Source organism: Bacillus sp. FSL R7-0166 (assembly GCF_038008935.1).
In the GTDB taxonomy this organism is placed as follows: Bacteria; Bacillota; Bacilli; order Bacillales; family Bacillaceae; genus Bacillus; species Bacillus altitudinis.
In genome coordinates this window covers 701,765-726,911 of sequence record NZ_JBBPAC010000001.1, presented here as the reverse complement: position 1 = coordinate 726,911, position 25,147 = coordinate 701,765, and the positions used below count along the sequence as shown (strand labels likewise).

Below are 25,147 nucleotides of genomic sequence, written 5' to 3'. Positions count from 1 at the left end.
CAGCAACTGTGTCTTGATTCATATTTCCACTTCATGTCTTGGTCTATTTTCATAGGAGAAACTATACAAATCCTACACAGTAACTGTAAACTATAGAGGATCTAATCAAAAATTGAGGTGTTTTCATTGTATACAGATCAACGAAAATCATTTTGGAAACAGAAAAAAGTCATCATTCCCCTTCTTAGCATCATCGTGATTGCTGCTGCTCTCTTTTTCTTAAAAGATTCGCTTTTCTCAAAAGAAAAAGAGGCGCTGAAAGCCGCTGAATCCTTTACGAAACATCTGGAGAAAAAAGAATTCACGAAACTGGCAGATGAGGTCACAAGTGGCTCTCTGAAAGCCAGTGACTTTTCTAAAAAACAACTTGCCGAAAAATACGATAAGATCTTTAGCGGCATTGGTGCAAGTGATCTAAACGTCTCAAACGTCAACGTAGAAAAACAGGACAAAGGAAATGGGTATCAATTCACCTATGAAGTCACGATGAAAACGTCACTTGGAAAACTGAACAAACTCTCTTACAAGGGCGTTCTCTCCGAAGAGGATAACGAGTGGAAAGTAGACTGGAAACCAAATCTCATCTTCCCGCAAATGGAAACGGGTGACACCATCAAAGTGACAACGGATCCTGCGGTACGCGGAAATATTGTAGATCGAAAAGGGCGCACGTTAGCCGAAACAACTGGTGGACACGCACTTGGCATCATCCCTGGAAAACTCGGGACAGGCACGGAAAAAGAAAGCAACATCAAAAAAATCAGCAGCGCTTTTGATATAGATGAAGAGCTGATTCAAAATCAGCTGAAACAAGCATGGGTTACAGATGACACATTTGTCCCGCTAAAGTCTATGTTAGAGCAAAAGCCGATTCCAAAAGACATAAATGGCGTCACCTATCAAACGAAGGAAATGCGCTACTATCCATATAACGAAGCCGCTGCCCATCTGACAGGCTATGTGGGAAAAGCAAATGCGGATGATATCAAAAGAAATCCAGCTTTAAAGGCGGATCAAATCATCGGCAAAACCGGCCTTGAATTCACATTTGACAAGAACTTAAGAGGACAAGATGGCGGAAGCATCCTCATTATCCATGATGAAACAGGTATTGAAGAAACATTACAAAAAACAGACCGAAAAGACGGAAAAACAGTCAAGCTGACCATTGATGCATCTTTACAGAAAAAAGCCTATCAACAGCTGAAAGGTGAAAAAGGGGCTGTCACCATTATGAACCCATCATCAGGTGATTTATTAGCGCTTGTTAGCACCCCTTCTTACGATGTCAATTTAATGACCAACGGGATCACGCCTAAACAATATCAAGCATACAGTGAAAATCCTGATCTCCCATTCCAAGCTCGATATGCGAGCAGATATGCACCAGGATCTACTTTCAAAACCATTACAGCAGCGATTGGACTGGAAACAGGTGTCACAAAACCTAATAAAGTACGCACCATTCATGGACTGAAATGGCAGAAGGATCAATCTTGGGGAAATTATCGCATTACACGGGTTCATGACAAAGAACAAGTCAATATGGTCGATGCCCTCGTGTACTCAGATAATATTTATTTTGGACAGGAAGCCCTTGAAATCGGCAAAGATACTTACGAGAAAAAAGTGAAAACATTTGGGTTTGGTGATGATTTAAACATGCCGTTTACAATGAAACCGGCACAAGTGTCTAACGACGGAATCAAATCAGACATCTTACTTGCCGACTCAGCATATGGCCAAGGAGAATTACTCATGTCACCAATTGAACAAGTACATGCCTATTCTCCATTTGCAACAGGAGGAAAGCTTGTGTACCCTCGAGTCATTCAGGATGAAAAAACAGCATCACCAAAACAGATCATCAAAGAAGATACTGCAAATACGGTGAAGGACGCACTGACTCAAGTCGTCACCAATTCAAACGGAACCGCTCACTCGTTGCAAATAAAAGGGGCTGATATAGCCGCTAAAACGGGAACAGCGGAACTCAAGAGCAAACAAGGTGCGACAGACGGTACTGAAAATGGATTTTTACTTGCGTTTAATCCTAAAAAAGAAGATTACGTCCTCGTCGGCATGATTGAAGGTGTGAAAAACCGTGGAGGCAGTGGACTTGTCATTCAAAAAATGAAGCCTGTCATCGCTTCTTTCTATAAATAACCCTTTAGAGACACACGCTCCATCAAGCGCATGTGTCTCTTTTTTTCTAAATCATGACAATTTGCTATTGTTTTATAGTTCACCTTATGAATAAAATGAGGAGAATGAAAAAAAGAAACAAGTTGAATGAAAGGAGGAAGTCTCATTGGCTATTGCTGCTCAAACAAAGAATAAACCTCAAAAAGCGGTCACCGGTTCAACGGTTTATCCTATTTTATTGATTATTGGTATTTGCCATATGCTCAACGACACATTGCAAGCCGTGATTCCTGCCATGTTCCCTATTTTAGAACGCTCAATGGGGCTGACCTTTACTCAATTAGGGCTAATCGCCTTTACATTAAATATGGTCTCCTCTGTCATGCAGCCTGCGATCGGGTGGTACACAGATAAACGGCCGATGCCCTATGCACTGCCTATCGCATTATTTTCAAGTGCTGTCGGCATTTTCGGCCTTGCGTTTGCGCCATCATTTGCGACCATCCTACTGTGCGTCGTCTTTATTGGACTCGGCTCTGCGATTTTCCATCCAGAGGGCTCACGGGTTGCCAACATGGCAGCTGGTCCTAGACGGGGTCTTGCTCAATCCATCTATCAAGTCGGCGGAAATACAGGTCAAGCCTTTGCTCCGCTAATCGCTGCATTCATGCTCGTCCCTCTCGGTCAGCCAGGTGTGGCTTGGTTTACGATTGTTGGAATGATTGCTGTCGGTTTCCTTCTTTATATTTCGAGATGGTACGCAAGAAAGCTTCAAACCATTCGAGCACAAGCGAAAAAAGCGCCTGCAAAAGCAGCAAGATCTGAACTTCACCGCAAGTCAGCGCTCACAGCACTTGGCATTATCGTCTTTCTTATTTTCGCGCGTTCTTGGTATGGAAATGCGATCTCGAATTTCTATGCGTTTTATGCGATTGAGCAATATGGTTTGACGATTAAAGAATCACAAACTTATATTTTCTTATTTCTTATATTGGGTGCGATTGGGACATTTTTAGGCGGGCCGCTTGCAGACCGCTTCGGCAAGAAAACCGTCATTTTAATTTCTTTATTGGCATCCTTTCCGCTTGCCCTACTTCTCCCATTTGCCGGACCGGTTGTTGCTTATGTTTTACTTGGACTCATTGGGATCATTCTGACCTCAAGCTTCTCTGTCACCGTGGTCTATGCCCAAGAACTATTTCCCGGAAAAATTGGCACAATGTCTGGTTTAACTGTTGGACTTGCGTTTGGTATGGGAGCGATTGGATCCGTTGCCCTCGGCTCATTAATTGATGCAGTCGGTTTAACGCCTACCATGATCGGTGTCGCCTTTTTACCGATATTAGGCATCCTAGCCTTCTTACTGCCAAGCGATCAGACCATAGCGAAATGGAATGAATCATAAAAGGTAAAAACCGCTCAATAAATGAGCGGTTTTTTCATAACTTATAAAAATGCGTGTCAGGAACATGCTTCTTTGCAATAAACCCCTGCTGAAAGTCTGGAAAGACCTTTTGCACCTGTTTAATTTTCAGATGAATCAAATCCGCATACGGAATATACAAATGATCCACAAGAGTGTGTTCTGTCATATAGTAATACCAATTCAGATTAAAGTTCTTTTCATCAATGATCGTAAAGGCAGAAAAATGATAGAACAGCAGTGGACATTCGTCGAGATACATATCTCCTTTCACAACGGAGAGCTTATAGTTTTCAATATTCCAAATCGCTGCATTGGCACCTTTAGATGCCACCACATGGACACCCTCAAAATCATCGACCCATCTTTCAACATACCGCTGATCACCATATGTCTTTTTTTCCGTATCCATTTCTACTGTACAGTGCGCAATGCAGTTCTCTTTCCACTGCGTCACAGCCCGTTTGGCCACATCTGTGTTTCGACAGCCTACAAAGCCAGTATTAAAACGGCCGGATAATTCATAAAAGTGATAGAATCGCTTGGAATTCATATGATCTGTCAAAAATACATGAGCGAGTGGATTTTCTGCAAATATCGCCTCTGGATCATGATAAAAATACAAATCCGTATCCAAATGAGCGAGATAATCTGCATCAGAGGACTCAAGAATTTTGAGTAGAAACGCAGGCTTAAGCGTCCAGCAATACTCGTGGAACGTACGATCCGCCTTTGCTTTTCGCAGCGAATCATCTTCCACATCTTCAAGCTGTTCATATTGGACATGTGGATGAGGAAACTGACTTAACACCTTGTAAGCCAAAGGATCAGCACATAAGACAGAAAGTTTGTATGATTGAGCCGTCTGCTCAAGTGAATGAATCAGCGCCAGCAGCTTAAATACATGGGTATTGGACACAATGGTTGTGAAATGATAGGATGCCATCTACAACACATCCACTTGGAACAAGTCAACATGCAGCAGCTCTTTTGTGAGCCCTTGAATGGCTTCTACCAGCACCGTGCATCCATGTTCCTGCTTGGCAAGCTGGGCCGCCTCTGACAGCTTTTTCAAAGGGAAATGCTTTGCCGTCAGCACGTCCTTTTGATCACGTTTAATACCCACATTCCGCTCTGTGATCATATGAAGTAGCTCCAAAAAATAAGCAAGCAGATCATCATATGCTGCATTCTTACGCAGCTGGCGAATGTCTTTCACGATATCATTTGTCACGGTATGAGAAAATGGTCCAGAGAAAGCCAGATGAACATCAATCGAATCAATATTGTTGTACTTCTCGCACATATACAAAATGTTATATTTGATGTCATCGAATGACGTTAAATTACTTGGATGTTCCTGATGCACACTTAAAATATCCTCACGCAGCTCAAATGAGAGGCCAAGCTGATGCAGACGAATGCCTAAATCATAATCCTCAAACCCGTATCGAACGATTTTTTCATCAAACATCCCTAGTTCCATAACATGCTTTCGCTTGACGGAAGAGTTATTTGTGATAAAAAATCGCCACGGCAATTGATAAGAACTTAAATCATAGTCGTACGTGTTTAAAATGTCTTTCAGAATATCAATAAATTCGGACTGCAAGTCGAAGCTTCTCTCTAGAAATGCGCCGTTTTTTATTTCCTCCATCGACACAAGAGACGTTTTGTCTTTCATTTTCCGCTGATACAGCCCTTGTTTTTTTAATCGATTCACATGATCTTTATCAAAACCTTTGTAAAAATAACGATAGATTCGCTTCCAGCAAACACCGCAAATCACACGGTCCTCATGATCAGCATGTGCCTCTGCGTGCTTTTGAATAAATTGGGGCTCTGCCAACATATCGCTGTCATGGAATATTAAGAGGTCTCCCTCTGCCTCACGAATGGCATGATTGCGCCCCTTGGCAATTCCTTGATTGACAGGAATACGCACCTTTTTGAATGGAAAGTTCACCTCAATGTTTTCGAGCATTTCCATCGTGCCGTCCGTTGACCCATTATCAGCAACAATGACCTCAAATGGAATATCGGTTTCCTGAAGCGTTAAGGAAAAGAGGCTCCCTTCTAAACGCTCTTTCGCATTATAACTCGGAATAATGACGCTGACTTTCGGCTTTTCATTCATGCGCCATCCTCCTCCAGTTTGGCATAGCCGTTAAACATCGGATTGACTTGTTCTACCGATTCAATCACATGACGCAGCACTTCCCGATAGGCTTCTTGGAAAAATGGCAAGTCATCTCTTCCTTTTTCATGGATTTGCTGCATATCATCTTTGCTTAAGATCCGAAAACCACTGAAATGATAGCAAATGAGTGGGCTTCCATCCTCAAGCAAAATACGTCCATTCTCTTCCTGATAAGAATGCTGGCCATAATTCCAGTGACCAATATTCACACCCTTTGTTTGAATATCTTCTACTTTTTCAAACAGCATCGGCATATGATCCAAATACCCTTGATCGCCAAATTTTCCTTCTCCAGGCGCATTTTTGCATTCCTTTAGACATTCTTCTTGCCACCAGCTCAGGCACTTTCGGCCGGCTTCATCTCCTTTAAAATGGAGGAAGCCTGAATTGTAGCGCCCTAAAAGTTTTTGAAGCATCTTCACTTCCTCTGGATCAAAGCTTGGAATGACAATATCCCCTCTTGATAGAAGCACAGACGCATCAGGCTGGTTTTGAAAAATCACTTGCGGACGCTCATAAAAGAACAAATCCGCATCAAGATACGTCACTTCCTCCGCCTGGTCCTGCTTAAATAGCCACTCAATCCAAATCGGTTTTAATGTCCAGCAATATTCCGAATCATTTCGTTCCTTTTTGATCTCTAGAAGCTCCGGCGTTTCAAGCTCACGCACATGAACAAGATCGACATGCGGGAAATTCATTTGATGAAGCAAATCAAATGCAGCATCATCCATACATAACGTCTTGATGACAGCATCATCTTCTACTTGCTTCAACGATAAGAAAAACGCAATGGCTTGATAAAGTCTTCCACTTGATAGAACCGTACAATATATGCTGTTCATCTGTATACACCTCTATTTTTGAAAGAATTCGCGATACCATTCAATTGTCTTTTCTAACCCTTCATCAATGGAGTAATCAGGCTTCCAATCAAGCAGCTTTCTCGCCTTTTCTGCTGATAAATATTGATGCTTAATCTCATGCGTTCCTTGATTCAAAATACACGGCTTTAGTTCACTGCCCATCGCCTTTAAGATTTTATCAACGAGCTCAAGCACGGTCAGCTGAATTTCATTACTAAAGTTAAATGCTTCTCCTGCAAGCCCTTTTTCCTCCATTTTTTCAGCTAGGAGTAAATAAGCCTTGACCGCATCTTCAATATAGAAATAATCACGGATAAAGGTTCCGTCACTTCTAATTTCTGGCGCCTTTCCCTCTAACACAAGCTGGATGGTTTGCGGAATGATTCGGTTAAAATTCAAATCCCCGCCTCCATATAAATTACCGCAGCGCGTAATACAAACCGGAAGACCATATGTGTTGTAGTACGTGTGAGAAATTAAATCTGCACAGCTTTTTGACACATCATATGGATGCTTGCCGTTAAGCGGCATGTCTTCATCATAAGGAAGCTGCTCTTGATCCCCGTATGCTTTATCACTCGATGCCACAATCACTCGTTTGATAAGCGGCTGCCTTCTGCATGCCTCCAGCACATTCCATGTTCCTAAAATATTGGCTTCAAATGTAGAGACCGGGTGACGATTTGCGACCCCAACAATCGCTTGGGCGGCCAAATGAAAGACCGTATCAATCTCATATTCTCCTAACGCACGTTCTATCGTTTGCATGTCCTCAAGTGCGCCTTGGACGACATTCATCTTTTCAAATTGACCGCCTTGATATAAGTTCGATCTTGGCACCTGATCACGTACAAGCCCTGTTACGTTTGCTCCTTGATCTATCAATTCCTTGACGAGGTAACTCCCTAACAATCCCGTACACCCGGTCACAAATACGTTTTTCCCATTCCAAAATCCGCTCATGCTGTCACCAAACCTTCCATGGTTGTTTTCCTTCAGTCCACATGCCGTTGATTTCTTTCAAGTTTTTATACGTATCAATTGCTGTCCAAAATCCGTGGTGCTCATAGACTGCAAGCTCGCCATCATTCGCCAAGTTCTGAAGAGGCTCTGCTTCAAAGACGCACTGATCATCATCTGTTAAATAATCAAAAACCTTTGGAGACAACACAAAAAATCCTCCATTGATCATCCCGATACTGTCTGTCTTCTCAGAGAAGGATTGTGCCATCCCGTTATACACCTTCAGCGTGCCGTACTGTGATGTCTTTTCAATTCCTGTGACAGTGGCAGCTGCTCCAAGCTCTTGATGGCGCTTGAGCAAATGAAACATATTGATATTGGCAAGTCCGTCACCGTACGTCATCATAAATGTCTCATCACCAATATAATCCTGTACCTGCTTTAACCGCCCGCCTGTCATCGTATTCTCACCCGTATCTAAAAAGGTGATTTTCCAATTCTCCGAATTCCCTAAAAGCTTCATTTCCCCTGTCGACATATCCAGCTGCATGCTGTGATGCCGCCAGTCGTAGTTGAGAAAATACTCTTTGATTTTCTCTCCTTTATATCCAAGCAATAAGATAAACTCGTCTACACCGTAATACTGATAGATTTTCATAATATGCCATAGAATAGGCCGATCTCCGATCATAGCAAGTGGTTTAGGAAGCGCTTGTGTGACCTCACTCATTCTCGTTCCCTTTCCTCCGCAGAGAATGACTGCTTTCATCTTCTCCCCTCATCTCTCTATGAAAATTTTTGATTGAAAACCCTATCTTCATGCGGAAAATCAGTACATGTACCCTTATACTTTGTCCGACATCAGGTTTTGAATCTACTCTATTCATATGTCGGAATAAGAGAGGGTGCCACCTAGCATTTAACTATTTTTACAAACAAAAAAGAGCGAGATTTGCATTCTCGCTCTTTCAAAGTTTAAATTGTATATTTTCAGGGTAGATGGTATGATAAACATGTGCATAAACAGCACAAACAGCCTCTTTCGATAAAGAGACTACTAGATTGGATGAACTCAAGTGGCAGCTTGCTTCATTCTTAATATGAATCACGGAGGTGAATTCCCATGGCACAAAATGTACTTTGTGAAGTGAACTCTTGCCGTTTTTGGGCTGACAACAGCTGTACAGCCTCTACAATTAAAATTGGTAAAAGCACAATGACTGACGTGACTCGCAATGCTGAAACGGATTGCGAAACATTTGAAACAAAATAATACATGATTTTCTGAGATGAAGGAACTGGCAGGTTCCTTCTTTTCTTTTATCATTCTATCAAGAATGATAATTATTATCAAGCGTTTTTCACTAAACATTTCTCGGGAAATAATGACACGAAATTTCTCCATTCGTTGACGATTTTCACTCCTTTTTCTATACTCAACATATCCGAAGAAGAAAAAGTGGTGACCAATCAGTGGATTTTACGATACGTTTCCTATCATTCTATGTGGTTGAAGTAGAAGGCAAAGAGGAACAAGCAAATAAACGGTTTAAACATTACCAAACATTAGACCAAGAGGAATTTGAACAAAGTGAGCTGAAAGACTTTCTAGACGGTGAGCTTAAAAAAATCGTCAAACGAAAAGTGGACAGACACCCTAAGTCTGAGCAAGTACCGACTAAAATCGGCCGATTTATTGTCGAACCCGGCCATGAACTCGATTCAAATCCAAACTACAATTTATTTCATCAGACGAGATTTGCAGATACAAAAGAAGTATTTAACGAATGCAGTGAACAGTTTGTTCGCACCTATTTAGATACAAGTGCTGTCAGAGGCGGCGTGTTTTTGGTTGCATCTGCGGTTCCTAAAAAGTATTTCGATGACTCTTTTGTCTTTATCATGAAATGCGATTTTGAACAGAAAGTCGCTTCTATTGCTGATACATCTACCTTGATCAAAAAAGTAGAAATGGCGATTACAACAAAAAACATGAAATCGATTCAATACCCGTTTATGCCAGAAGAGGGCATGACTGAGGAAGCCGAAGTGAAAATTCACCAATCCTCACACGCTCGTTATTTTGAAGACTTTCTGAAATTCGTCGAATACGGAGAATCAATGCCTGAAATCATGAAATCACAGGTCATGAATATGGTTCAGGAACACGTATTTGAAACATTACAGGATGAAAGTGAAGAATTAAAACAATTTGAAGAGGACCTTGAAATATGGGAAGCAAGTGAAAAGCGGGAGATTAGGGAGCGCCTCGATACAGAACAGGTCACACTAGCGGCTTCACATATTGTGGAACAAACCCCTGATATCACGATGAAGATGCGTCTAGGCGAAACAGAAATTAAAGGGCTTTTAGCCGACTTCGGCCACTCGATTCATATTGCAAAGGTCAACAATCGATATGTCGTGCTCGTTGAAGCAGATCAAATTGTATTTGAAAAAGGAAGCACACCCGTTGAATTCCATAAACCCAATGGCTTGAAAGAGGTCGTCAGCCAGCTGACACAAAAAGCCTATGATTCAGACTTAGAATAAGAGAATATGACTGCCTCCTGCGATCAGCTGCATGAGGCAGTTTTTTATATAACGTTTTATTTTTTACACTGCACTAGAAGAAACATGCTGCCCGCTTCTTATCCACATGCTGACGAGCATTAAGCTTATGATAAGCATCAGCCAAAAGACGCTGTTTGTTCCGAAAAACTGGATCAACGTATACCCACACAAAGGTCCTAAAGCAGCCCCCATATCTTGAACAAAAGAATAGCTGGCGAGAAAGCGGTTCTTATCTGTTTGAGCAGAAGCTTTTTGAAAGGCAAGTGTATCGGTGAACGTTGTGACAATTGTTGCCATTAGTTGAATCAAAAGCAGCATCAATAGGAACCAGCCGCTTACCTTCAGCATGATCCCAAGAAAACTGAGCCCTCCAAATGAAAGAAACATCCAGCATAACATTCGTTCCTTCATCACAAGACGATCAAACCATTTGCCCGTTCTCGGTGCGAGAAATGGTTCCCATACCCACCTGAGTGCTTGAATAACACCGCTTAAAGCCGAAGCTCCGATGACAAAGCCAAACAGAGTCAATTCATCTTGGGCAATCTTTGCTTCAATGACATGACTCAGGGTGGATGCGAATAAACCTTGGATGATCAGTGCGATCAGCATGCCTGTTATCAGTACTTTTACCACATCTCGTGTAAACCACTTCTGTTTGATGCCATGATACACCTGCGTGCCTTCTCTCTTTTCAATTTCATCCAACGATACATAAAAAATGCAGCCCATTAATGTGAGTAAGCCAAAGACAAGCGTCATGGACTGAAAACCGATCAAGCTGGCAAGGATTCCCCCAAATAACATGCCAAATAAACTGCCAAGCCGGTAAAGCCCATTATAAAGACCCGTCAAATGTCCTTGTGAGCCTTCGTCCATTTCAGCTAGGACCCTCATCCCACTCATACGGAGTAACGTCCAAGCGAGACCCCATGCACAGCGGCAAATCAATAGCAGCCAAAATCCACTCATACCATATAATATCGTGGTCACTGACGCGATCAATATTGCGATCAGTACACCGGTCTTCATTGGAATATATCGATAAAGCCACCATACGACAGGTGCTAGCGGGATACGAATGAATCGGTTGATAGACAGCAGTAACCCCACCTCCCAAATGGATGATAAACCAATCTCTTTCCAATAGACCGGGAGAACAATATAGAGCATTGAATCCCCAATAAGGGCAAATGCTGTGATGAGTGCAATTGACACCACTTGCTTTTGACGACGATCCATTTTTTCTTCCCCCTTCGCTACCTTTACGATAAGGGATACCTTATAATAAATCTAATGAATGTTTTTGATTGAATCATCAAAATAATTGATAGGCGGTGCAAAGATGAATTTACATGCCCTCCGTATTTTTGCAAAGGTAGCCGAAACAAAAAGTGTCACACAAACGGCAGACGTGCTGTCTTTGACGCAGCCGGCTGTGACAGCACAATTACGAAGCATTGAACGAGAGATCGGCTTTCGTCTTTTCAAACGAAACGGCCGGGGGATTACCCTGACGGAGATGGGGAAGATCCTGTATCCATATGCCCGGCAAGTATTCGAGGCGGAAAAAGAAGTAGAATATCAGATTACTCTTCTGCAAAACGGAAAAAAAGGAAGACTCAGAATTGCTTCTACCTACGTACCACTTAACTTTTTGCTGCCTGATTGGCTTGCCTCTTTTAAAACAGCATCGCCACAGACAGATATTGAATTAAAAAGCGGAAACTCCGCTCAAGTGATCGAAAGCCTGCTTCAATATCAATCAGATGTGGCGATCGCCGTAATAGAGGATCTGCACCACGAAGATCTTCACACCTCTCACTTAACTGATTTAAGTTATGACTTTATCGTGCCTGTGGATCATCCGTTAAATGGACAAACCGTCCCCCTAGAACGCCTAAGCCACGAACCCTTTTTAATGCGAGAAGAAGGCAGTTCGACGAGAGACAAGCTTTTTTCCCTTTTTACCGCTAAAGGAATTAAAAAACCGACCGTTGATTTACAATTCAGTGGTGTCCACGAAGCCATTCAAATGATCAAAGCTGGCTATGGCATCACCCTTGTTCCTCGTGACGCTGTTCAGCGAAGCTTAGAACGTGGAGAGATTGGGCGCGTGTATATCGAAGGAATTGACATTATCAGACCTGTTGTGGTCTGCAAACGGGCGAATGACCTTGAGGAAAATAGGACGGTGAATGCTTTTCTGCAAATGAAAGACATCGGACCCTTTATAGCACCTGCCTCCAATTAAAAAAGTGCCTGCTTCAAAAACAGGCACTTTTTCTACTCGGATGGCTGAACAAGATCAAATGGGACCGCTTTTGAGGCTATCACTAATTGTTCTGGTGTGATGAGGATTTCATTTCCCCATTCTCCCGCTCCAACGCCTAATATCTCTTCTTCTAATAGCGATGCTTCGATAATCGTGCGGAACCCTTCAGGCTGCCAACAAAATGGCGGAATCGAGCCAATCCGATAGCCCGTCACTTCAAGCACTGTGTCTGGTGAAGCCATTTTGATATTGCGAGAGCCTGCGGCTTTCTTTAGTTTCCCTGATTTGATGTGCTGGTCAGCACCCACCATTACAAGCAGCTGCTCCCCTTCCCCTGTTTCAAAGATCAATGTCTTGATCATTTGTCTTTCTCTAAAACCAAGAGCAGCCGCTACATTCGCTGCGCCCTTCTCTGTGTCGGCAGAAAATGTTTTGATGTCATACGGGATGCCATACTTGTCCAAAAAGTCATGTGCTGGTAATTTTTTCAATGGATTGAACCCCTTTCCTTACGATGTTCTTTCATTTAGCTTATCACAATCCTCTCATCCTTAAGATGTATTTTTCAATGGAAAACCTCTGCACACTTCGCCAACATGCTATACTGAACTTGTTTTTGAAAAGGAGTCGGTTGGATATGGGAAATAAGTTTTGGTTTTATACAGGCAGTAAAAGCCTTCTCATGCTAAGTGATATTCTATTTTTGATGACAGTCACATTGGTTATTTATCAAGATACACAATCTGTCGCCTATGCGGCTGTATTTCCGCTCATAAGAACACTATGTCAGCTATTGGCTGGGCTCCTCTCTCCTGTTTTGACAGAACTCTTTCAAGCCAAGCGTCTATTGAAATGGGTCCCTCTTTTACGTATTGGAATGCTCGTCGTATTCACGACCCAATTTGATTTCTTTCAGCAGCACCTGATCTGGCTGTTTAGTGCGTTCGTATTGATTTCCATCACAGGCGGGTTCATCAGCCCTTTATTACAGGCCATCATGCCGATGCTTGTATCAGCAAATCAGCTTGTGAAAGCGAACAGTACAGCCTCCGTTTTTTATCAATCTGTTCAAATCGCCGGCTATTCGTTTACTGGAATGCTCGTCCTGTTGATTGGTCCATTTTATTTAATGTGGGCCTCTTGTTTCATGATTGTGTTGTCCTATCTATTGATCATCCCTGTTTTTCCTCTACTCAAGCAAGAAGACACGGTTCAAAAAGAAAATAAGATGAACGGGTTCAAGGATGGCTGGAAGATCATTTGGACAAACAAAACGGTTCGCATCCTGACTTTCATGGATGTTAGTGAAAATATTGCAGGTGCTTTGTGGGTCGGACCGGTTACGCTTGCCTTTGTCACACTTGTTTTAAATGAAGGTGCGGAATGGTGGGGATATATCAATGCCGCATATTATATAGGTGCCATTATAGGCGGACTCATGGCCGCATGGCTAAGTCAGTTTATTCAAAAACAACTTCTCCTCTTTATGGCAGCGGGCTCTTTTATTTATGCAGTGCTGACGATCCTATTTTCGCTAAACAGCCTGCCATGGCTTGCATTGCTGCTCTGTATTTTAATGGGGCCTGCCTATCAAATTCGGGATGTTTCGCAGCAAACCATCCTCCAAACGGAAACGCCAGTCCATGAGTTATCAAAGGTGTATTCGGCTCAATACGTTCTCTCTTCTATGTCTGTCAGTTTATCTATTTTCTTTGTTGGATTAATTGCGGATACATTCGGAGCGAGATTTGTGTATTTGTTAGGCGGACTGTTTGTACTCATCTGCTCAAGCATTGCCATCACCGCTTTCATGATGCAGAAAAAAAGAGCAGCTGTTTGAAGCAGCGGCTCTTTTACTTTTCTTTTAACATCGCAAACATGTCACGCGCCATTGCTTCTAGGATATACACAACGGGTGTCTGTGTAGTAATGTTGGCTCTATGGACTCGTTCGTCTGTGACGTAATAAGCAATATTCAAGTCAGAAATACGAGAAATTGTACAGTGCTGATTGTTTGTAATACTAATGATCGTGCTGCCTTCTCTTTTAAGTTTCGAAATATGATCAATCGTAATACTGTTCTCTCCTGATACCGACAGCACAATGGTGACACTATTGTCTAAATACTGCATATTCATCGGGAAAAACGGATCATTGATGTAGAATGAAAATTTCTCAAGACTTGAAAAGTACCTTGCCCCATACTGCGCCAAAATACCAGAACTGCCTGTCCCGATAAATAGCACATTTTTTGCATCCGCAATGAGCTTCGCTGCCTCTTTAATCTTCTCTTCAAAATCTCCTTTAAGTGTCCGTTCGATAAATTCATACAGGAAATGCTGCGTGCTTTTCAAAGAAGGTGTTTGTTCTGCTTCTAAATACATTTTGAGCTTCACCTTAAATTCTGAAAATCCTTCACAATTCACTTTTCGACAAAAGCGAAGGACAGATGAGGTCGATATATGTGCGGCATCTGCCAAATCACGAATTCTCATATAGACGACTTTTTCACTGTTTTCCATAATGTATCGGTATAAAGCGCTTTCTAGTTCATTAAAGCTGGAAATGACCTCACTTGAAAACATCTGACTTCCCCTTTCTCCAACAACATGACACAAGACGTTTCTTTTATGTAACAAATCTCTAAATAGGGCACCCTTGCCTAAAGACGCTGAAACCGTTTACGCACAAGGTACTCTCACGATAAGCTATAGATGTACAAACAAATGATAAAAGATTGATTCACTCTATTATAACATTGTGCGTTACATTATTCGGAGGTGCAGAACATGGCAAAAGGATTAAAGGTTGTCACAATCGGCGGAGGATCAAGCTATACACCAGAGCTAGTCGAAGGATTCATTAAACGGTACGATGAATTTCCAATTAGCGAACTTTGGCTCGTCGATATCGAAGCAGGTAAAGAAAAGCTTGAGATCGTCGGAAATCTTGCAAAACGTATGGTGAAAAAAGCGGGACTTCCAATCGAGGTTCATTTAACTTTAGATCGCCGGAAAGCACTGGTAGACGCTGATTTCGTCACAACACAATTCCGCGTCGGATTACTGGAAGCACGTATGAAGGATGAACGCATTCCTTTAAAATATGATGTCATTGGTCAAGAAACAAACGGTCCAGGCGGTCTATTCAAGGGTCTGCGCACCATCCCTGTCATTCTTGAGATTGTGAAAGATATTGAAGAATTATGCCCGGATGCTTGGCTTGTGAATTTCACCAATCCAGCTGGTATGGTCACAGAAGCTGTACTTCGCTATTCAAACCACCGCAAAGTCGTTGGCTTATGTAACGTACCAATCGGCATTCGCATGGGCATCGCCAAAGGACTTGATGTCGACGCAAGCAGAGTCGAAGTCAGCTTTGCTGGATTAAACCATATGGTCTTTGGACTGAACGTGTTCTTAGATGGCAGAAGCATCATGGATCAAGTGATCGAAGACATGGCAGATCCAAACTCCACCATGTCCATGAACAACATTCAAGCGATTCCGTGGGATGCAGATTTCTTAAAAGGGCTTGGTGTGATTCCTTGTCCGTACCACCGCTACTACTACAAAACAAGTGATATGTTGGCTGAAGAAAAGAAAGCAGCAGAGAATGAAGGAACTCGTGCAGAAGTCGTTCGTGCACTAGAAAATGACCTGTTCGAGCTTTACAAAGATCCTGATCTTGATATTAAGCCACCACAGCTTGAAAAACGAGGCGGTGCTTATTACAGTGATGCAGCATGTAACTTAATCGTATCTATTTATAACGACAAGCACGACATTCAGCCTGTAAACACCATCAACAATGGCGCCATCAGTGACATTCCAAATGATTCTGCCGTTGAACTGAACTGTGTCATCACAAAAGACGGCCCAAAACCAATCGCTGTTGGTGAAATGCCGGTCGCTGTCAAAGGACTTATTTCTCAAATTAAATCCTTTGAACGTGTAGCCGCTGAAGCAGCCGTGACAGGCGACTACAACACAGCACTTGTCGCCATGACCATCAATCCGCTCGTCCCATCAGATGCCATTGCAAAAAGCATCCTAGATGAAATGCTAGAAGCACATAAAGAATATCTACCACAGTTTTTCAATAAAGTCGAAGCATAAAAAGAAGCCGCACTTGTCAAAAGTGCGGTTTTCTTATTTCCCGGCAAACAACTGATCCATCTGAGCACGGTCATAGTCTAAGAGCCAGTGCTGTAAACCTTCATAAACTGGACGCAGATGTTCTGGATCTGCCGCAATAAGATCACAACCTCGATCATCATATAAGTGGAAAATCATCTGTTTTGAGAGATTGATGAGATAAATGTCATAACCAAGCTTTCCTTTCAAGATTTGATTCGGTTTGTAGAAATCCTCTTGGCATATGGCTTGTAGAAGCGGGCGCAATCGAATATCTTGCAGCTGACACTTGAGTGTAAATCTCTCTATTTTCATTGTTTCTTCTAGTTTTGATTGTACATAAGTCAAACGCTCGTAACGCAATCGATGACGCACTTGCCGGTCGGCATATTTTTGATAAACTAGGAGCTTTTGCTTCGTTAATTCATGTTCATGCTGCGTATAGACATCCGTGACAAGTAGAATATCGTCTTCTGGATCAAAAGCATATCTGACAATTTTTAAAGCCCGATCGCCTGCTTTTTCTAATACAACCGATTCTTCTCCTAATGACCAATCTGCCCCTTCAAAGCGAAGACCAAAAGGCCACCCATAAAAAAGAGGCGGCGTGAGGACAAGATCAGGAAAATGACTTTTTAAAAAACGATTGGTTTGATCGCTCATGTCATGTCCTTCCAGTGGTTTTATTTCTTATTTTACCGTTGAAACTGATGGAAATTCAATTGGAAATAAACTGTCATTTCTTATATGATAGAAAGAGATGGAGGTGTGACCAATTGAAAAAATGGTTTTTACAGGTGTTCCTCACCGCATTGATCACGATGTGGATACAGACTGGACTTGATCAGGCGAACATCATTCATATCACCAATGTATGGGTCGATGTCAGCAGCTGGATCCTAATCTTCTTTGTCATCTACGCACTTTTTGAATGGACTGCTCACGTCTTAGCAAAACGGAAAATCGCTCATCGCTGAACATCTCTTTTTACAGAGATGTTTTTTGTTGAAACTCTTCCTGCACAAGTTCATGAATCACGCCCATTCCTGCCTGACTTCCTGCTGCTGCTGCAAGAACAAGCTGAGCAGGTCCGCCTAAATTATCACCACATGCAAAAATACCGCTGACGGTTGTACGCCCAAGAATATCTGTTTCAATGCCCCCATTTTTCGTCATTTGACAGCCTAGTTTTTCAGCAAAAGGGGTTGACTGCTTGAAATCACTTGCGACAAATCCGCCTTCTCTTTTCACCGTTTCCCCATTCGCAAGGTGAAGAGAGTGAAGCTGCCCATTGTCATGATTGATCGCTACAATTGGTACATCAATGACTTGAATAGAATGCGCTGATAGCAGTGCTTTCTCCTCTTCAGCTAACACTTGCTGTCCATTTGTAAACACAATCAAATCCTTTGTCCAATTGGAAAGAAGTTTCGCCATATGCAAAGCGCGCTGGTTCTCTGCAATCAGAGCCAGCGGCTTGTCCTTTAGCTCCCAGCCATCACAGAAAGGACAGCTAAACAACGTCTTTCCATACACTTCATGAATCCCCTTCATTTCTGGCAGTATATCCTGAAGTCCTGTTGCCAATATGATTTTCTTCGCTTCGAATCTTTCTCCCTCTTGTGTCAGTAACGCGAAGTTGTCCTCATGATTTTGTATCTCCACAATTCTGCTTCGTTTGATTTGGATATTGGGGTAGTTTTGGAGATCCGCTTCTCCTGCTTGTCTGATCTCAAACGGTGTCATTCCATCGTTTGTAATAAATCCATGTGATTCCTGAGTCACTCGATTTCTTGGCATCTCATCATCGAATACCATGACCTGTTTTCTGCCCCGCCCCACAACAAGAGCTGCATTTAATCCGGCTGGCCCGCCTCCAATAATGGCACAATCTAATAACATATAAATCTCTCCTTTTTATCCAAGACTTTAAAGACTCTTAATATCTATAATTTACTCAAAAAAAATCACATCTTGAAAAATGGATTTTTTTCTGTCTGCTCTATTTGGCTTGCAATATCAACTAACCGCTTTTGACTTAACGTCTCCTGCATTTTCATTTCAACATCCTGCATGACTTGTTCAATCAAACAGCCATCGTGAGGCATGAAAGAATCATGTGCTAAGGAACAACGAAATAAATGGGTTTGTCCTTCTACCGCCTGAATGACGTCTAAAAACGAAATGTCCTCTTTCTTTTTCAGAATGGTGTAACCGCCTTTTGCGCCAGGTGTTGATTCAATCAATCCCGCCTTCACAAGCTTTGTTAAAATTTTGGATAAATAGGTAGGTGAAAGATCCTGCATCTTGGCGAGAGGCTCAACGCCTATTGCTTTCCCTTTTGGTGCAAGGGTTAAAAATACCATCGTATGAAGCGCATAGTTGGTCGCTTTAGAATATTTCATCAAAACATTCCTTTCTATCTATTGTAGACCTTTTATATCTATAATTGATCATAAAAGATTCAAGTTGAAAAAGCAAGTATTGTGGATCTGCTTCTTTTTTCATTCCACATTTCGCATTTCCTTCCGATAATAGAAGTAAGCACGAATAAAAGCTTGATGAAGACTAGAAGGAGTGAAAAAAATGTCAGATCAACAGCACAATGCAGCACACGAAGAAGAAGAGGAATTTAACGTATATGACATGCTTCCACCCGCAGGAACAATCATTGGCGAAGCAACAGAAGAAGAAATGGAAGCTGCGGCAGCATTAGAAGTGAGACATTACGCCTTTATGCGTCTGCAAGACTCGTACATTCAATTTGATGGATCTTCTTATAAAGAATTACTTAAAGACTTTCAAGAACTAGAATTTGATTCTGCAAAGTTTTGGAGAGCCATCGCACGACGCCTGCAAGTCCCATACGAATGGCCAATCCGAATCGACCATGCAAACGGTCCTATTTATATTGGTGAAACAGAAGATAGCCGTGATGTTGAGGAGAGTGCGGAGTAAAGGAATTGGTGACCCCCTTTTGGTGAGGGGGTCTTTTTAATAATTTAAAAGATTTCTATTTCTGATATTTTTCACATGAAATAGATATTCTTATTGCTCTTCTAAATCAAATTCCAACCATAATGATATATTAAAAGCGATTTCATGCATTTCTTCTATTTTTGATTGATTCAATTGCTCCGCAAAACGACGTGCCCTTTGAAAAATATCGTCATTCTGCTTAACCACCACATCATTCAGTGTAAGGATTGTGCTGATCGCCCAGCCAGCAGTTACTAACATATTTTCGTCTTGAATTGAGTTCATAAAAGTTTCTACTTCTGAAAAAAACCACTTGATATCATCAATTTGGTCTAAATGAAAAAATACAATTTTATGAAGTGCCTCAGGGTCTCGAGTCTTCAATATGTCTTTCACTTCTTCTTTTGATAATGGCGGATTCTGCTTTTCATATTCAGCCTGCCACTCTTCATCTGACATCCCATCTTCTTCGCTATCTTCTGCGGTATAATGCCCCGCAATCAATTCATCAAACGAATCCGCTAATTTAAAATTCGTCTCATATTCTAGATCAAAGTAATGAATTGGCGGATGTTCCTTTGTTTCTCTATAATCCAATGCGATCCACGTATGACCATCCCCACAAATCAGCACAAGCCTCTCAGGCAATTCCCATTCTTCTATTAAATAATCACTGTCCATAATACCTTCGCCTTTGGCAATTCCTCTTAAATGATCAAATGACACATGACCTTCTGCCCATCCATTCGGCTGGTCCGTTGGAAAAGCATTATGCAAGGTATAACCGCCATTTTGTTCGAGGATAAGCTTCTTATATGTATCAGGCAAGATGACGCCTAGTTTCTTTTCTGCTTTTGCAATGCCTTTTTCATTGATTTTCTTAAATGTCTCTTCACTTTCTCTGTCTGTATCCCAAAATGGTTTCAAATAAAATACCTCCAAAAGTTATTTCTATCTCATTTTACCATTTAAGAAAACTAGTTTAATAGTCCTATTCATAAAAAAAGAGAAGGGTTCTCCCTCCTCTTTTTGATCATGAATGTTCTTGATTTCTCGCTTCAAATTCATCTAGCATTGCACGCACTTCATCTGTTGATGATGTGTTCATTAATTGGTTTCTTAGGAAGCTCGCTCCTCTGAATCCTTTTACATAAATCTTAAAGAAACGATGCAGTGCCTTAAATGGTCGCAAACCTAATGAAGAATATTGATCATGAAGATCAAGATGCACTCTTAAAAGACCTAGCAGTTCATCACTCGTATGCTCTTTCGGCTCTTTTTCAAAGGCAAATGGGTTATGGAAAATTCCGCGCCCAATCATCACTCCGTCTATCCCATATTGCTCAGCGAGCTTTAAACCAGTTTGACGATCAGGAATATCACCATTGATCGTCAAAAGCGTATCAGGTGCTACTTCATCACGCAATTTCTTAATCTCAGGAATGAGCTCCCAATGCGCATCCACCTGGCTCATTTCCTTTCTTGTGCGAAGGTGAATCGATAAATTCACAATATCTTGCTCCAAAATGTGTCTGAGCCATCCGCGCCATTCATCGACCTCAGTAAAACCAAGTCTTGTTTTGACGCTGACAGGTAATCCCCCAGCTTTTGCTGCTTGAATCAGCTCTGCGGCAACATCTGGACGAAGAATCAATCCACTACCCTTCCCGTTTTGCGTGACATTTGGGACAGGACAACCCATATTAATATCAAGCCCCTGAAATCCTAACTCCGCCATTCCAATACTCATTTGTCTAAAGTTCTCAGGCTTGTCTCCCCAAATATGAGCAACAATCGGCTGCTCATCCTCTGTAAACGTTAAACGGCCTTTCACACTTTGAATACCATCAGGGTGGCAGTAGCTCTCACTGTTCGTAAACTCTGTAAAAAACACATCCGGTCTCGCCGCCTCACTCACAACATGACGAAACACAACATCTGTCACTTCTTCCATTGGTGCTAATATAAAAAATGGCCGTGGTAAATCACGCCAGAAATTTTTACTCATCTTTCATCCAATTCCTCTCATGACATAGCGCCTAAAGGGCATGTCCTTCTATGAAGTCATACAGCAATTTTTATCATTATATACTTTAATATGAACTAGGTAAAATTGCAAAAAAGGACATTTGGTAATGAAATAAGGGCTGAAAATATTGATCCCACTTCCAAATATCATTTTTTAATGCAGATTGAACAAACAAAAATAAAAACATCCCGATATCGATGTTTTTCATGAAATCGGGATGTCTCTCAATAATTACTGATTAATTACAAGGCTTGCTACACATTCTACATGTGATATGTGTTGAAGTGGTTCATAATTTTATGAAGATTTTGCAGGTTCACCTAACTCATAAAAGTATTTATCTCTTAACTCTTGAATGACTAACTCTTTAAAACTGCCTCTTTGATCCATTAGACGTATAAAGCCTTCTTCAAAGTTTGGCAATAATTTATTTCCTAAACCCGTAGATATTGCTTTCTTTCCATTTAAATAAACTATTAACGAGTTGAAATTTCTAGTATATATATCATTGTCTATCTTAGAAAGCATTTCGTTATAATAAGATTCGATTAAGTCTATGTTTATATTTTGACTTACTTCGGCTTTTAATGCTTCTATGTCTCTCATTTCAATTAATAAATTATGCTTCAACTGATTATTTATTTTATTATTAGCATACCAGGTAGAAATTTTATTTTTTTCTCTTGATGCATATTTGATTAGACCTTCCTCAAACTCGTTTATCTTTTGAGGATCGCCAACTGTTTCTTCAATTATTTTATTTAAAAAAACCTTTTGACACATTGCATTCTCTATCTCGTTGAATGGCAAGACAAAAATGTTATTTTCCTTATATTTTTGGCGCTGTGCTTCACTCCATGTGTCACCATCTATTATACCGTATGCCCTTAATCTCCCAACACTTTGGTTAGCATTAAAGGACTTGCAATAATTAATAACATTATCATGTCCCCCTACAGGAATAACATTATGTTTTGAGAATATTCTAGAGTATATTTTAAAATCAAGACTATTTCTATCGTCACCCTCACAAAATAAAACGTCTTTTCTACTTCCCATTATTTCTAAAAGAAGTCGCTCTGGGATATTATCATCTTTTTTAATTATTGAAAAATCCCATGAAAATGGTGCCTCATAATGTTTATTCCAAATTAAAGTTTTATTATTTCTCGAGACTGCAAAATCTATGTTATGAGTAATGTATATAAATTTACAATCACTTCTATAATTCTCCAATAAATCCCACATACGTATACAAATAGATAAATGTAAATGATTTTCAGGTTCATCAATTATAATATAACTATCTTTATCTGCCAGTAATATATGCCCTATATAATAAAAAACAGCTTTTTCACCTTCACTCAAACTATTAAAATCGTATTGCTTTCCATCGAGAGTTTCAACATGTATTCCATATCTAGAATTCTGTTTTAACTTTCTATGAGTGATTAAACTTTCCCATATGCTTATAGTTTGATCTAACAACGATTCTTTTCTTTCTTCCACCATATTATATAATCTATCTGCTCTTTCAGCTTTTTCATCAAAAAGAGCAATCATTAGGTTTTCTAAATCTTTAGTAATAATTTTTAGTAAATCTTCATCACTACCCAACTTATTTATTCTTTGAAAACTCCTAACTTGTTCTTGCATATCTCTACCAACAGATATACTTGTCGGATTCATATATATAAGTAAATGTTGAGCTGAAATAATCGATATGTTTCCTTTTAATTTTCCATTCAAATTTCTAGCAAATGTGCTTTTCCCTGATCCATTTGGTCCAATTATCACTATATTATTTTCTATATGTTGAATATTATTGAATATTCGTACTGATGCAACTTTACCAATAAGTTCATTTTCATATTTGATACCTTGATGTATTATCATTTTTAATACATCCAAAGCATTAAACTCCTCAGTTCCTAAAGAATTCTGAATTCTCAGTGACTCTATAAAATTTTTAAAAATAGCCTTATTATGCTGACTTGTTAAGTGATAATTCCCGAAATTAATACTTAGCAATTCTCTCTCCAAGTACATATTATATTGTGTAGAGATACTCAAAGTAGTAATATTCTCAATAATATTATCTATTGCTTCTTCACTATTTAATAAATTAGTTATTCTATAATCAATATTTTTATAAAACATATCTAGAGTTGATAAGTTCAATCTTTGCTTATCCAAATTAATAATATTTTTTAATGTGTTTTGATTATCAGAAAACCATATATAATATTCTTTCAAATTACTAATATGTGTTTTTATTTGTATAAATTTTTGAACATAACTTTCTGTCACTTTATTCATTTAAATCCCCCCAAAATCGCTTATGAATTATTACCACTTAATTCGATTAAATAGTTTATCCAAAAATAACTGTAAGCTATATATAATAATTAATTTGAAATTTTCGACATAAATATTAATCTCGACTAAAACTAATAAACGTGCTGCTATTGCGGACAATAAAGTAATCATTATCTTTATTTCTTGAATGCGAGTAGTCTTATAAATAATATGATAAGCAAACTAGAAAATAGACTCTATAAAAATTATCGTAAAAATTATAATGTTCTTGTTATGCTTTGTCCACTCAAAAATAAAGCTTATATTAACTAAATTAACGGACGCGGATAATCCCAAAACTGCAATAAAAAGGATTATAGAAAAAAATTAAGCATAAAATATAGGAATAGAAAGAAAATTCCCAGGAAAATCCAGTAAAATTTTTTCGTTCCTTCCAAAATATATATTTTTTTAATACCATAGTTGAAATTGCAACTGATAGAGCTATTATAATCAAGCAATAAAATATAAATACACAGCAGAAAAATAAGACGTTTCCAAATGCATTAATAATTCCAACCCCAATTCCTCCTACAATTAAATTGATCAAAAAAGGATTTAAAAACCATTAAAACCATATTTGTTTTCTTTTTTCAAGATATCAACATTTTTTTGTAATCAACTCAAAAAAAGCATTGAAAAGTGTCGTATAATTTCTTTGCTCCATACTTAATTACAGTTTCCCATTCCTTTAATATTTCCACTCATCCCTATAACTATCTAAAAAAATTGGCAAAATTTTAGTATCATTTCTTTTTCTCACATCTTCTTGAAGGATTACTAAAGATGTTAAAATTATGGCTTCTAATACAGATGAAATCAAAATCAGTGCAGCTTCAACAAACTCTTCATAACTAATAGAAAATGCGATAGGATCATATTTTCTTTCCTGTTACTAGCTCAAGGAAATAACCAACTGTCATGGATTTTTAAATATTTATGCTCTAAATGATTGCGAATTTCTTTAAAAGACTCTAGTCTTTTATATTTCAATTCCATAAAATTACTATAAGCCGTTGCATCGTGGTACGCTACTATATCTTTTTCTAATAAGTTATGTTTATTGAATTGTGATCACTTTAAACAATCTATTGTAATTTGATTTAATGTTTCTGCATCGTTCTCTTCGAAAGCTTTGTCTGCCAAAAAAGCCATTTCATCGATTTCTCAACTAATCACATTCAAGCTTCCATAAATAT

At 39.9% G+C, this 25,147-nt stretch carries 23 protein-coding genes; 9 read left to right on the top strand and 14 right to left on the bottom strand.

What is annotated here, in order from left to right:
- Positions 1–126 precede the first annotated feature (126 nt).
- Together pbp4 and NST01_RS03645 are read left to right on the top strand one after the other, a co-directional pair.
- On the top strand, positions 127–2,166 hold the full coding sequence (gene pbp4 / locus NST01_RS03650) for a penicillin-binding protein PBP4(5) (protein WP_060780860.1): 2,040 nt from the start codon (positions 127–129) through the stop codon (positions 2,164–2,166).
- A gap of 145 nt (positions 2,167–2,311) precedes the next feature.
- Entirely contained in the window at positions 2,312–3,550 is a 1,239-nt protein-coding gene (locus NST01_RS03645; RefSeq protein WP_108611402.1) for an MFS transporter, read from the top strand.
- 34 nt (positions 3,551–3,584) lie between these two features.
- Here the strand turns inward: NST01_RS03645 and NST01_RS03640 are convergent, their stop codons facing one another.
- From NST01_RS03640 to rfbF, 5 genes are read right to left on the bottom strand one after another with little or no spacing between them, the layout of a single operon-like run.
- The gene (locus tag NST01_RS03640; RefSeq protein ID WP_017360420.1) at positions 3,585–4,514 is read right to left on the bottom strand and encodes a putative nucleotide-diphospho-sugar transferase; all 930 of its coding nucleotides are present in this window, start codon (positions 4,512–4,514) and stop codon (positions 3,585–3,587) included.
- Entirely contained in the window at positions 4,515–5,705 is a 1,191-nt protein-coding gene (locus tag NST01_RS03635) for a glycosyltransferase family 2 protein (RefSeq protein ID WP_108611401.1), read from the bottom strand.
- The gene (locus tag NST01_RS03630; protein WP_108611400.1) at positions 5,702–6,613 is read right to left on the bottom strand and encodes a putative nucleotide-diphospho-sugar transferase; all 912 of its coding nucleotides are present in this window, start codon (positions 6,611–6,613) and stop codon (positions 5,702–5,704) included. The genes NST01_RS03635 and NST01_RS03630 overlap by 4 nt, the downstream gene beginning before the upstream one ends.
- A 12-nt stretch (positions 6,614–6,625) precedes the next feature.
- A complete protein-coding gene (locus NST01_RS03625) occupies positions 6,626–7,597 on the bottom strand; it encodes a GDP-mannose 4,6-dehydratase (RefSeq protein ID WP_057078351.1) in 972 nt (323 codons plus the stop codon).
- A 4-nt stretch (positions 7,598–7,601) separates the two neighbouring features.
- A complete protein-coding gene (gene rfbF / locus NST01_RS03620; protein ID WP_017360424.1) occupies positions 7,602–8,366 on the bottom strand; it encodes a glucose-1-phosphate cytidylyltransferase in 765 nt (254 codons plus the stop codon).
- Between the two features lie 354 nt (positions 8,367–8,720).
- Between rfbF and NST01_RS03615 the strand changes: the two genes are divergently transcribed.
- Together NST01_RS03615 and NST01_RS03610 are read left to right on the top strand one after the other, a co-directional pair.
- Complete coding sequence (locus tag NST01_RS03615) at positions 8,721–8,870, top strand: DUF1540 domain-containing protein (RefSeq protein WP_008344201.1); 150 nt, start codon at positions 8,721–8,723, stop codon at positions 8,868–8,870.
- Between the two features lie 200 nt (positions 8,871–9,070).
- Positions 9,071–10,150 carry a DUF3900 domain-containing protein gene (locus tag NST01_RS03610; RefSeq protein ID WP_076822811.1) on the top strand — a complete coding sequence of 360 codons (1,080 nt, stop codon included), beginning with the start codon at positions 9,071–9,073 and terminating at the stop codon, positions 10,148–10,150.
- A gap of 63 nt (positions 10,151–10,213) precedes the next feature.
- On the opposite strand, the gene NST01_RS03605 is transcribed toward NST01_RS03610, so the two are convergent.
- Positions 10,214–11,413, bottom strand: coding sequence for an MFS transporter (locus tag NST01_RS03605; RefSeq protein ID WP_341041515.1), 1,200 nt, complete (start codon positions 11,411–11,413; stop codon positions 10,214–10,216).
- A 103-nt stretch (positions 11,414–11,516) separates the two neighbouring features.
- On the opposite strand from NST01_RS03605, the gene NST01_RS03600 reads away from it, so the two are divergent.
- Positions 11,517–12,425: a LysR family transcriptional regulator gene (locus NST01_RS03600; protein ID WP_025206891.1), complete on the top strand. Its 909-nt coding sequence runs from the start codon at positions 11,517–11,519 to the stop codon at positions 12,423–12,425.
- Positions 12,426–12,457: 32 nt separating this feature from the next.
- On the opposite strand, the gene NST01_RS03595 is transcribed toward NST01_RS03600, so the two are convergent.
- Positions 12,458–12,937 carry an aminoacyl-tRNA deacylase gene (locus NST01_RS03595; protein ID WP_025206890.1) on the bottom strand — a complete coding sequence of 160 codons (480 nt, stop codon included), beginning with the start codon at positions 12,935–12,937 and terminating at the stop codon, positions 12,458–12,460.
- Positions 12,938–13,083: 146 nt separating this feature from the next.
- On the opposite strand from NST01_RS03595, the gene NST01_RS03590 reads away from it, so the two are divergent.
- On the top strand, positions 13,084–14,286 hold the full coding sequence (locus NST01_RS03590; RefSeq protein WP_341041513.1) for an MFS transporter: 1,203 nt from the start codon (positions 13,084–13,086) through the stop codon (positions 14,284–14,286).
- Positions 14,287–14,299: 13 nt separating this feature from the next.
- On the opposite strand, the gene NST01_RS03585 is transcribed toward NST01_RS03590, so the two are convergent.
- The gene (locus NST01_RS03585; RefSeq protein WP_017366780.1) at positions 14,300–15,031 is read right to left on the bottom strand and encodes a MurR/RpiR family transcriptional regulator; all 732 of its coding nucleotides are present in this window, start codon (positions 15,029–15,031) and stop codon (positions 14,300–14,302) included.
- A gap of 204 nt (positions 15,032–15,235) precedes the next feature.
- Between NST01_RS03585 and NST01_RS03580 the strand changes: the two genes are divergently transcribed.
- The gene (locus tag NST01_RS03580) at positions 15,236–16,564 is read left to right on the top strand and encodes a 6-phospho-beta-glucosidase (protein WP_341041511.1); all 1,329 of its coding nucleotides are present in this window, start codon (positions 15,236–15,238) and stop codon (positions 16,562–16,564) included.
- Between the two features lie 33 nt (positions 16,565–16,597).
- On the opposite strand, the gene NST01_RS03575 is transcribed toward NST01_RS03580, so the two are convergent.
- Complete coding sequence (locus NST01_RS03575) at positions 16,598–17,245, bottom strand: DUF3885 domain-containing protein (protein ID WP_341041509.1); 648 nt, start codon at positions 17,243–17,245, stop codon at positions 16,598–16,600.
- A 113-nt stretch (positions 17,246–17,358) separates the two neighbouring features.
- Between NST01_RS03575 and NST01_RS03570 the strand changes: the two genes are divergently transcribed.
- Positions 17,359–17,559 carry a hypothetical protein gene (locus tag NST01_RS03570; protein WP_025206887.1) on the top strand — a complete coding sequence of 67 codons (201 nt, stop codon included), beginning with the start codon at positions 17,359–17,361 and terminating at the stop codon, positions 17,557–17,559.
- 10 nt (positions 17,560–17,569) lie between these two features.
- On the opposite strand, the gene NST01_RS03565 is transcribed toward NST01_RS03570, so the two are convergent.
- Together NST01_RS03565 and NST01_RS03560 are read right to left on the bottom strand one after the other, a co-directional pair.
- On the bottom strand, positions 17,570–18,484 hold the full coding sequence (locus NST01_RS03565) for an NAD(P)/FAD-dependent oxidoreductase (RefSeq protein WP_035703587.1): 915 nt from the start codon (positions 18,482–18,484) through the stop codon (positions 17,570–17,572).
- 65 nt (positions 18,485–18,549) lie between these two features.
- The gene (locus tag NST01_RS03560; RefSeq protein ID WP_035703585.1) at positions 18,550–18,987 is read right to left on the bottom strand and encodes an Rrf2 family transcriptional regulator; all 438 of its coding nucleotides are present in this window, start codon (positions 18,985–18,987) and stop codon (positions 18,550–18,552) included.
- Between the two features lie 181 nt (positions 18,988–19,168).
- On the opposite strand from NST01_RS03560, the gene NST01_RS03555 reads away from it, so the two are divergent.
- On the top strand, positions 19,169–19,540 hold the full coding sequence (locus NST01_RS03555) for a hypothetical protein (protein ID WP_007496834.1): 372 nt from the start codon (positions 19,169–19,171) through the stop codon (positions 19,538–19,540).
- A 90-nt stretch (positions 19,541–19,630) separates the two neighbouring features.
- Here NST01_RS03555 and NST01_RS03550 read toward each other — a convergent pair whose 3' ends face one another.
- The 3 genes from NST01_RS03550 to NST01_RS03540 all read right to left on the bottom strand — a co-directional run bounded on the left by NST01_RS03550 (position 19,631) and on the right by NST01_RS03540 (position 23,909).
- Positions 19,631–20,488 carry an SMI1/KNR4 family protein gene (locus NST01_RS03550; RefSeq protein ID WP_341041508.1) on the bottom strand — a complete coding sequence of 286 codons (858 nt, stop codon included), beginning with the start codon at positions 20,486–20,488 and terminating at the stop codon, positions 19,631–19,633.
- Positions 20,489–20,594: 106 nt separating this feature from the next.
- Positions 20,595–21,569 (bottom strand): tRNA dihydrouridine synthase, encoded by a 975-nt coding sequence (locus tag NST01_RS03545; protein ID WP_341041507.1) that lies wholly within the window; start codon positions 21,567–21,569, stop codon positions 20,595–20,597.
- A 318-nt stretch (positions 21,570–21,887) separates the two neighbouring features.
- The gene (locus NST01_RS03540; protein WP_050827034.1) at positions 21,888–23,909 is read right to left on the bottom strand and encodes an AAA family ATPase; all 2,022 of its coding nucleotides are present in this window, start codon (positions 23,907–23,909) and stop codon (positions 21,888–21,890) included.
- Positions 23,910–25,147: the final 1,238 nt, after the last annotated feature.

Coding starts and splice junctions, on each gene's coding strand:
- NST01_RS03640 (WP_017360420.1), bottom strand. CDS start 4,514: ATGGCATCCTATCATTTCACAACCATTGTGTCCAATACCCATGTATTT.
- NST01_RS03635 (WP_108611401.1), bottom strand. CDS start 5,705: ATGAATGAAAAGCCGAAAGTCAGCGTCATTATTCCGAGTTATAATGCG.
- NST01_RS03630 (WP_108611400.1), bottom strand. CDS start 6,613: ATGAACAGCATATATTGTACGGTTCTATCAAGTGGAAGACTTTATCAA.
- NST01_RS03625 (WP_057078351.1), bottom strand. CDS start 7,597: ATGAGCGGATTTTGGAATGGGAAAAACGTATTTGTGACCGGGTGTACG.
- rfbF (WP_017360424.1), bottom strand. CDS start 8,366: ATGAAAGCAGTCATTCTCTGCGGAGGAAAGGGAACGAGAATGAGTGAG.
- NST01_RS03615 (WP_008344201.1), top strand. CDS start 8,721: ATGGCACAAAATGTACTTTGTGAAGTGAACTCTTGCCGTTTTTGGGCT.
- NST01_RS03605 (WP_341041515.1), bottom strand. CDS start 11,413: ATGGATCGTCGTCAAAAGCAAGTGGTGTCAATTGCACTCATCACAGCA.
- NST01_RS03600 (WP_025206891.1), top strand. CDS start 11,517: ATGAATTTACATGCCCTCCGTATTTTTGCAAAGGTAGCCGAAACAAAA.
- NST01_RS03590 (WP_341041513.1), top strand. CDS start 13,084: ATGGGAAATAAGTTTTGGTTTTATACAGGCAGTAAAAGCCTTCTCATG.
- NST01_RS03585 (WP_017366780.1), bottom strand. CDS start 15,031: ATGTTTTCAAGTGAGGTCATTTCCAGCTTTAATGAACTAGAAAGCGCT.
- NST01_RS03580 (WP_341041511.1), top strand. CDS start 15,236: ATGGCAAAAGGATTAAAGGTTGTCACAATCGGCGGAGGATCAAGCTAT.
- NST01_RS03575 (WP_341041509.1), bottom strand. CDS start 17,245: ATGAGCGATCAAACCAATCGTTTTTTAAAAAGTCATTTTCCTGATCTT.
- NST01_RS03565 (WP_035703587.1), bottom strand. CDS start 18,484: ATGTTATTAGATTGTGCCATTATTGGAGGCGGGCCAGCCGGATTAAAT.
- NST01_RS03560 (WP_035703585.1), bottom strand. CDS start 18,987: ATGAAATATTCTAAAGCGACCAACTATGCGCTTCATACGATGGTATTT.
- NST01_RS03555 (WP_007496834.1), top strand. CDS start 19,169: ATGTCAGATCAACAGCACAATGCAGCACACGAAGAAGAAGAGGAATTT.
- NST01_RS03545 (WP_341041507.1), bottom strand. CDS start 21,569: ATGAGTAAAAATTTCTGGCGTGATTTACCACGGCCATTTTTTATATTA.
- NST01_RS03540 (WP_050827034.1), bottom strand. CDS start 23,909: ATGAATAAAGTGACAGAAAGTTATGTTCAAAAATTTATACAAATAAAA.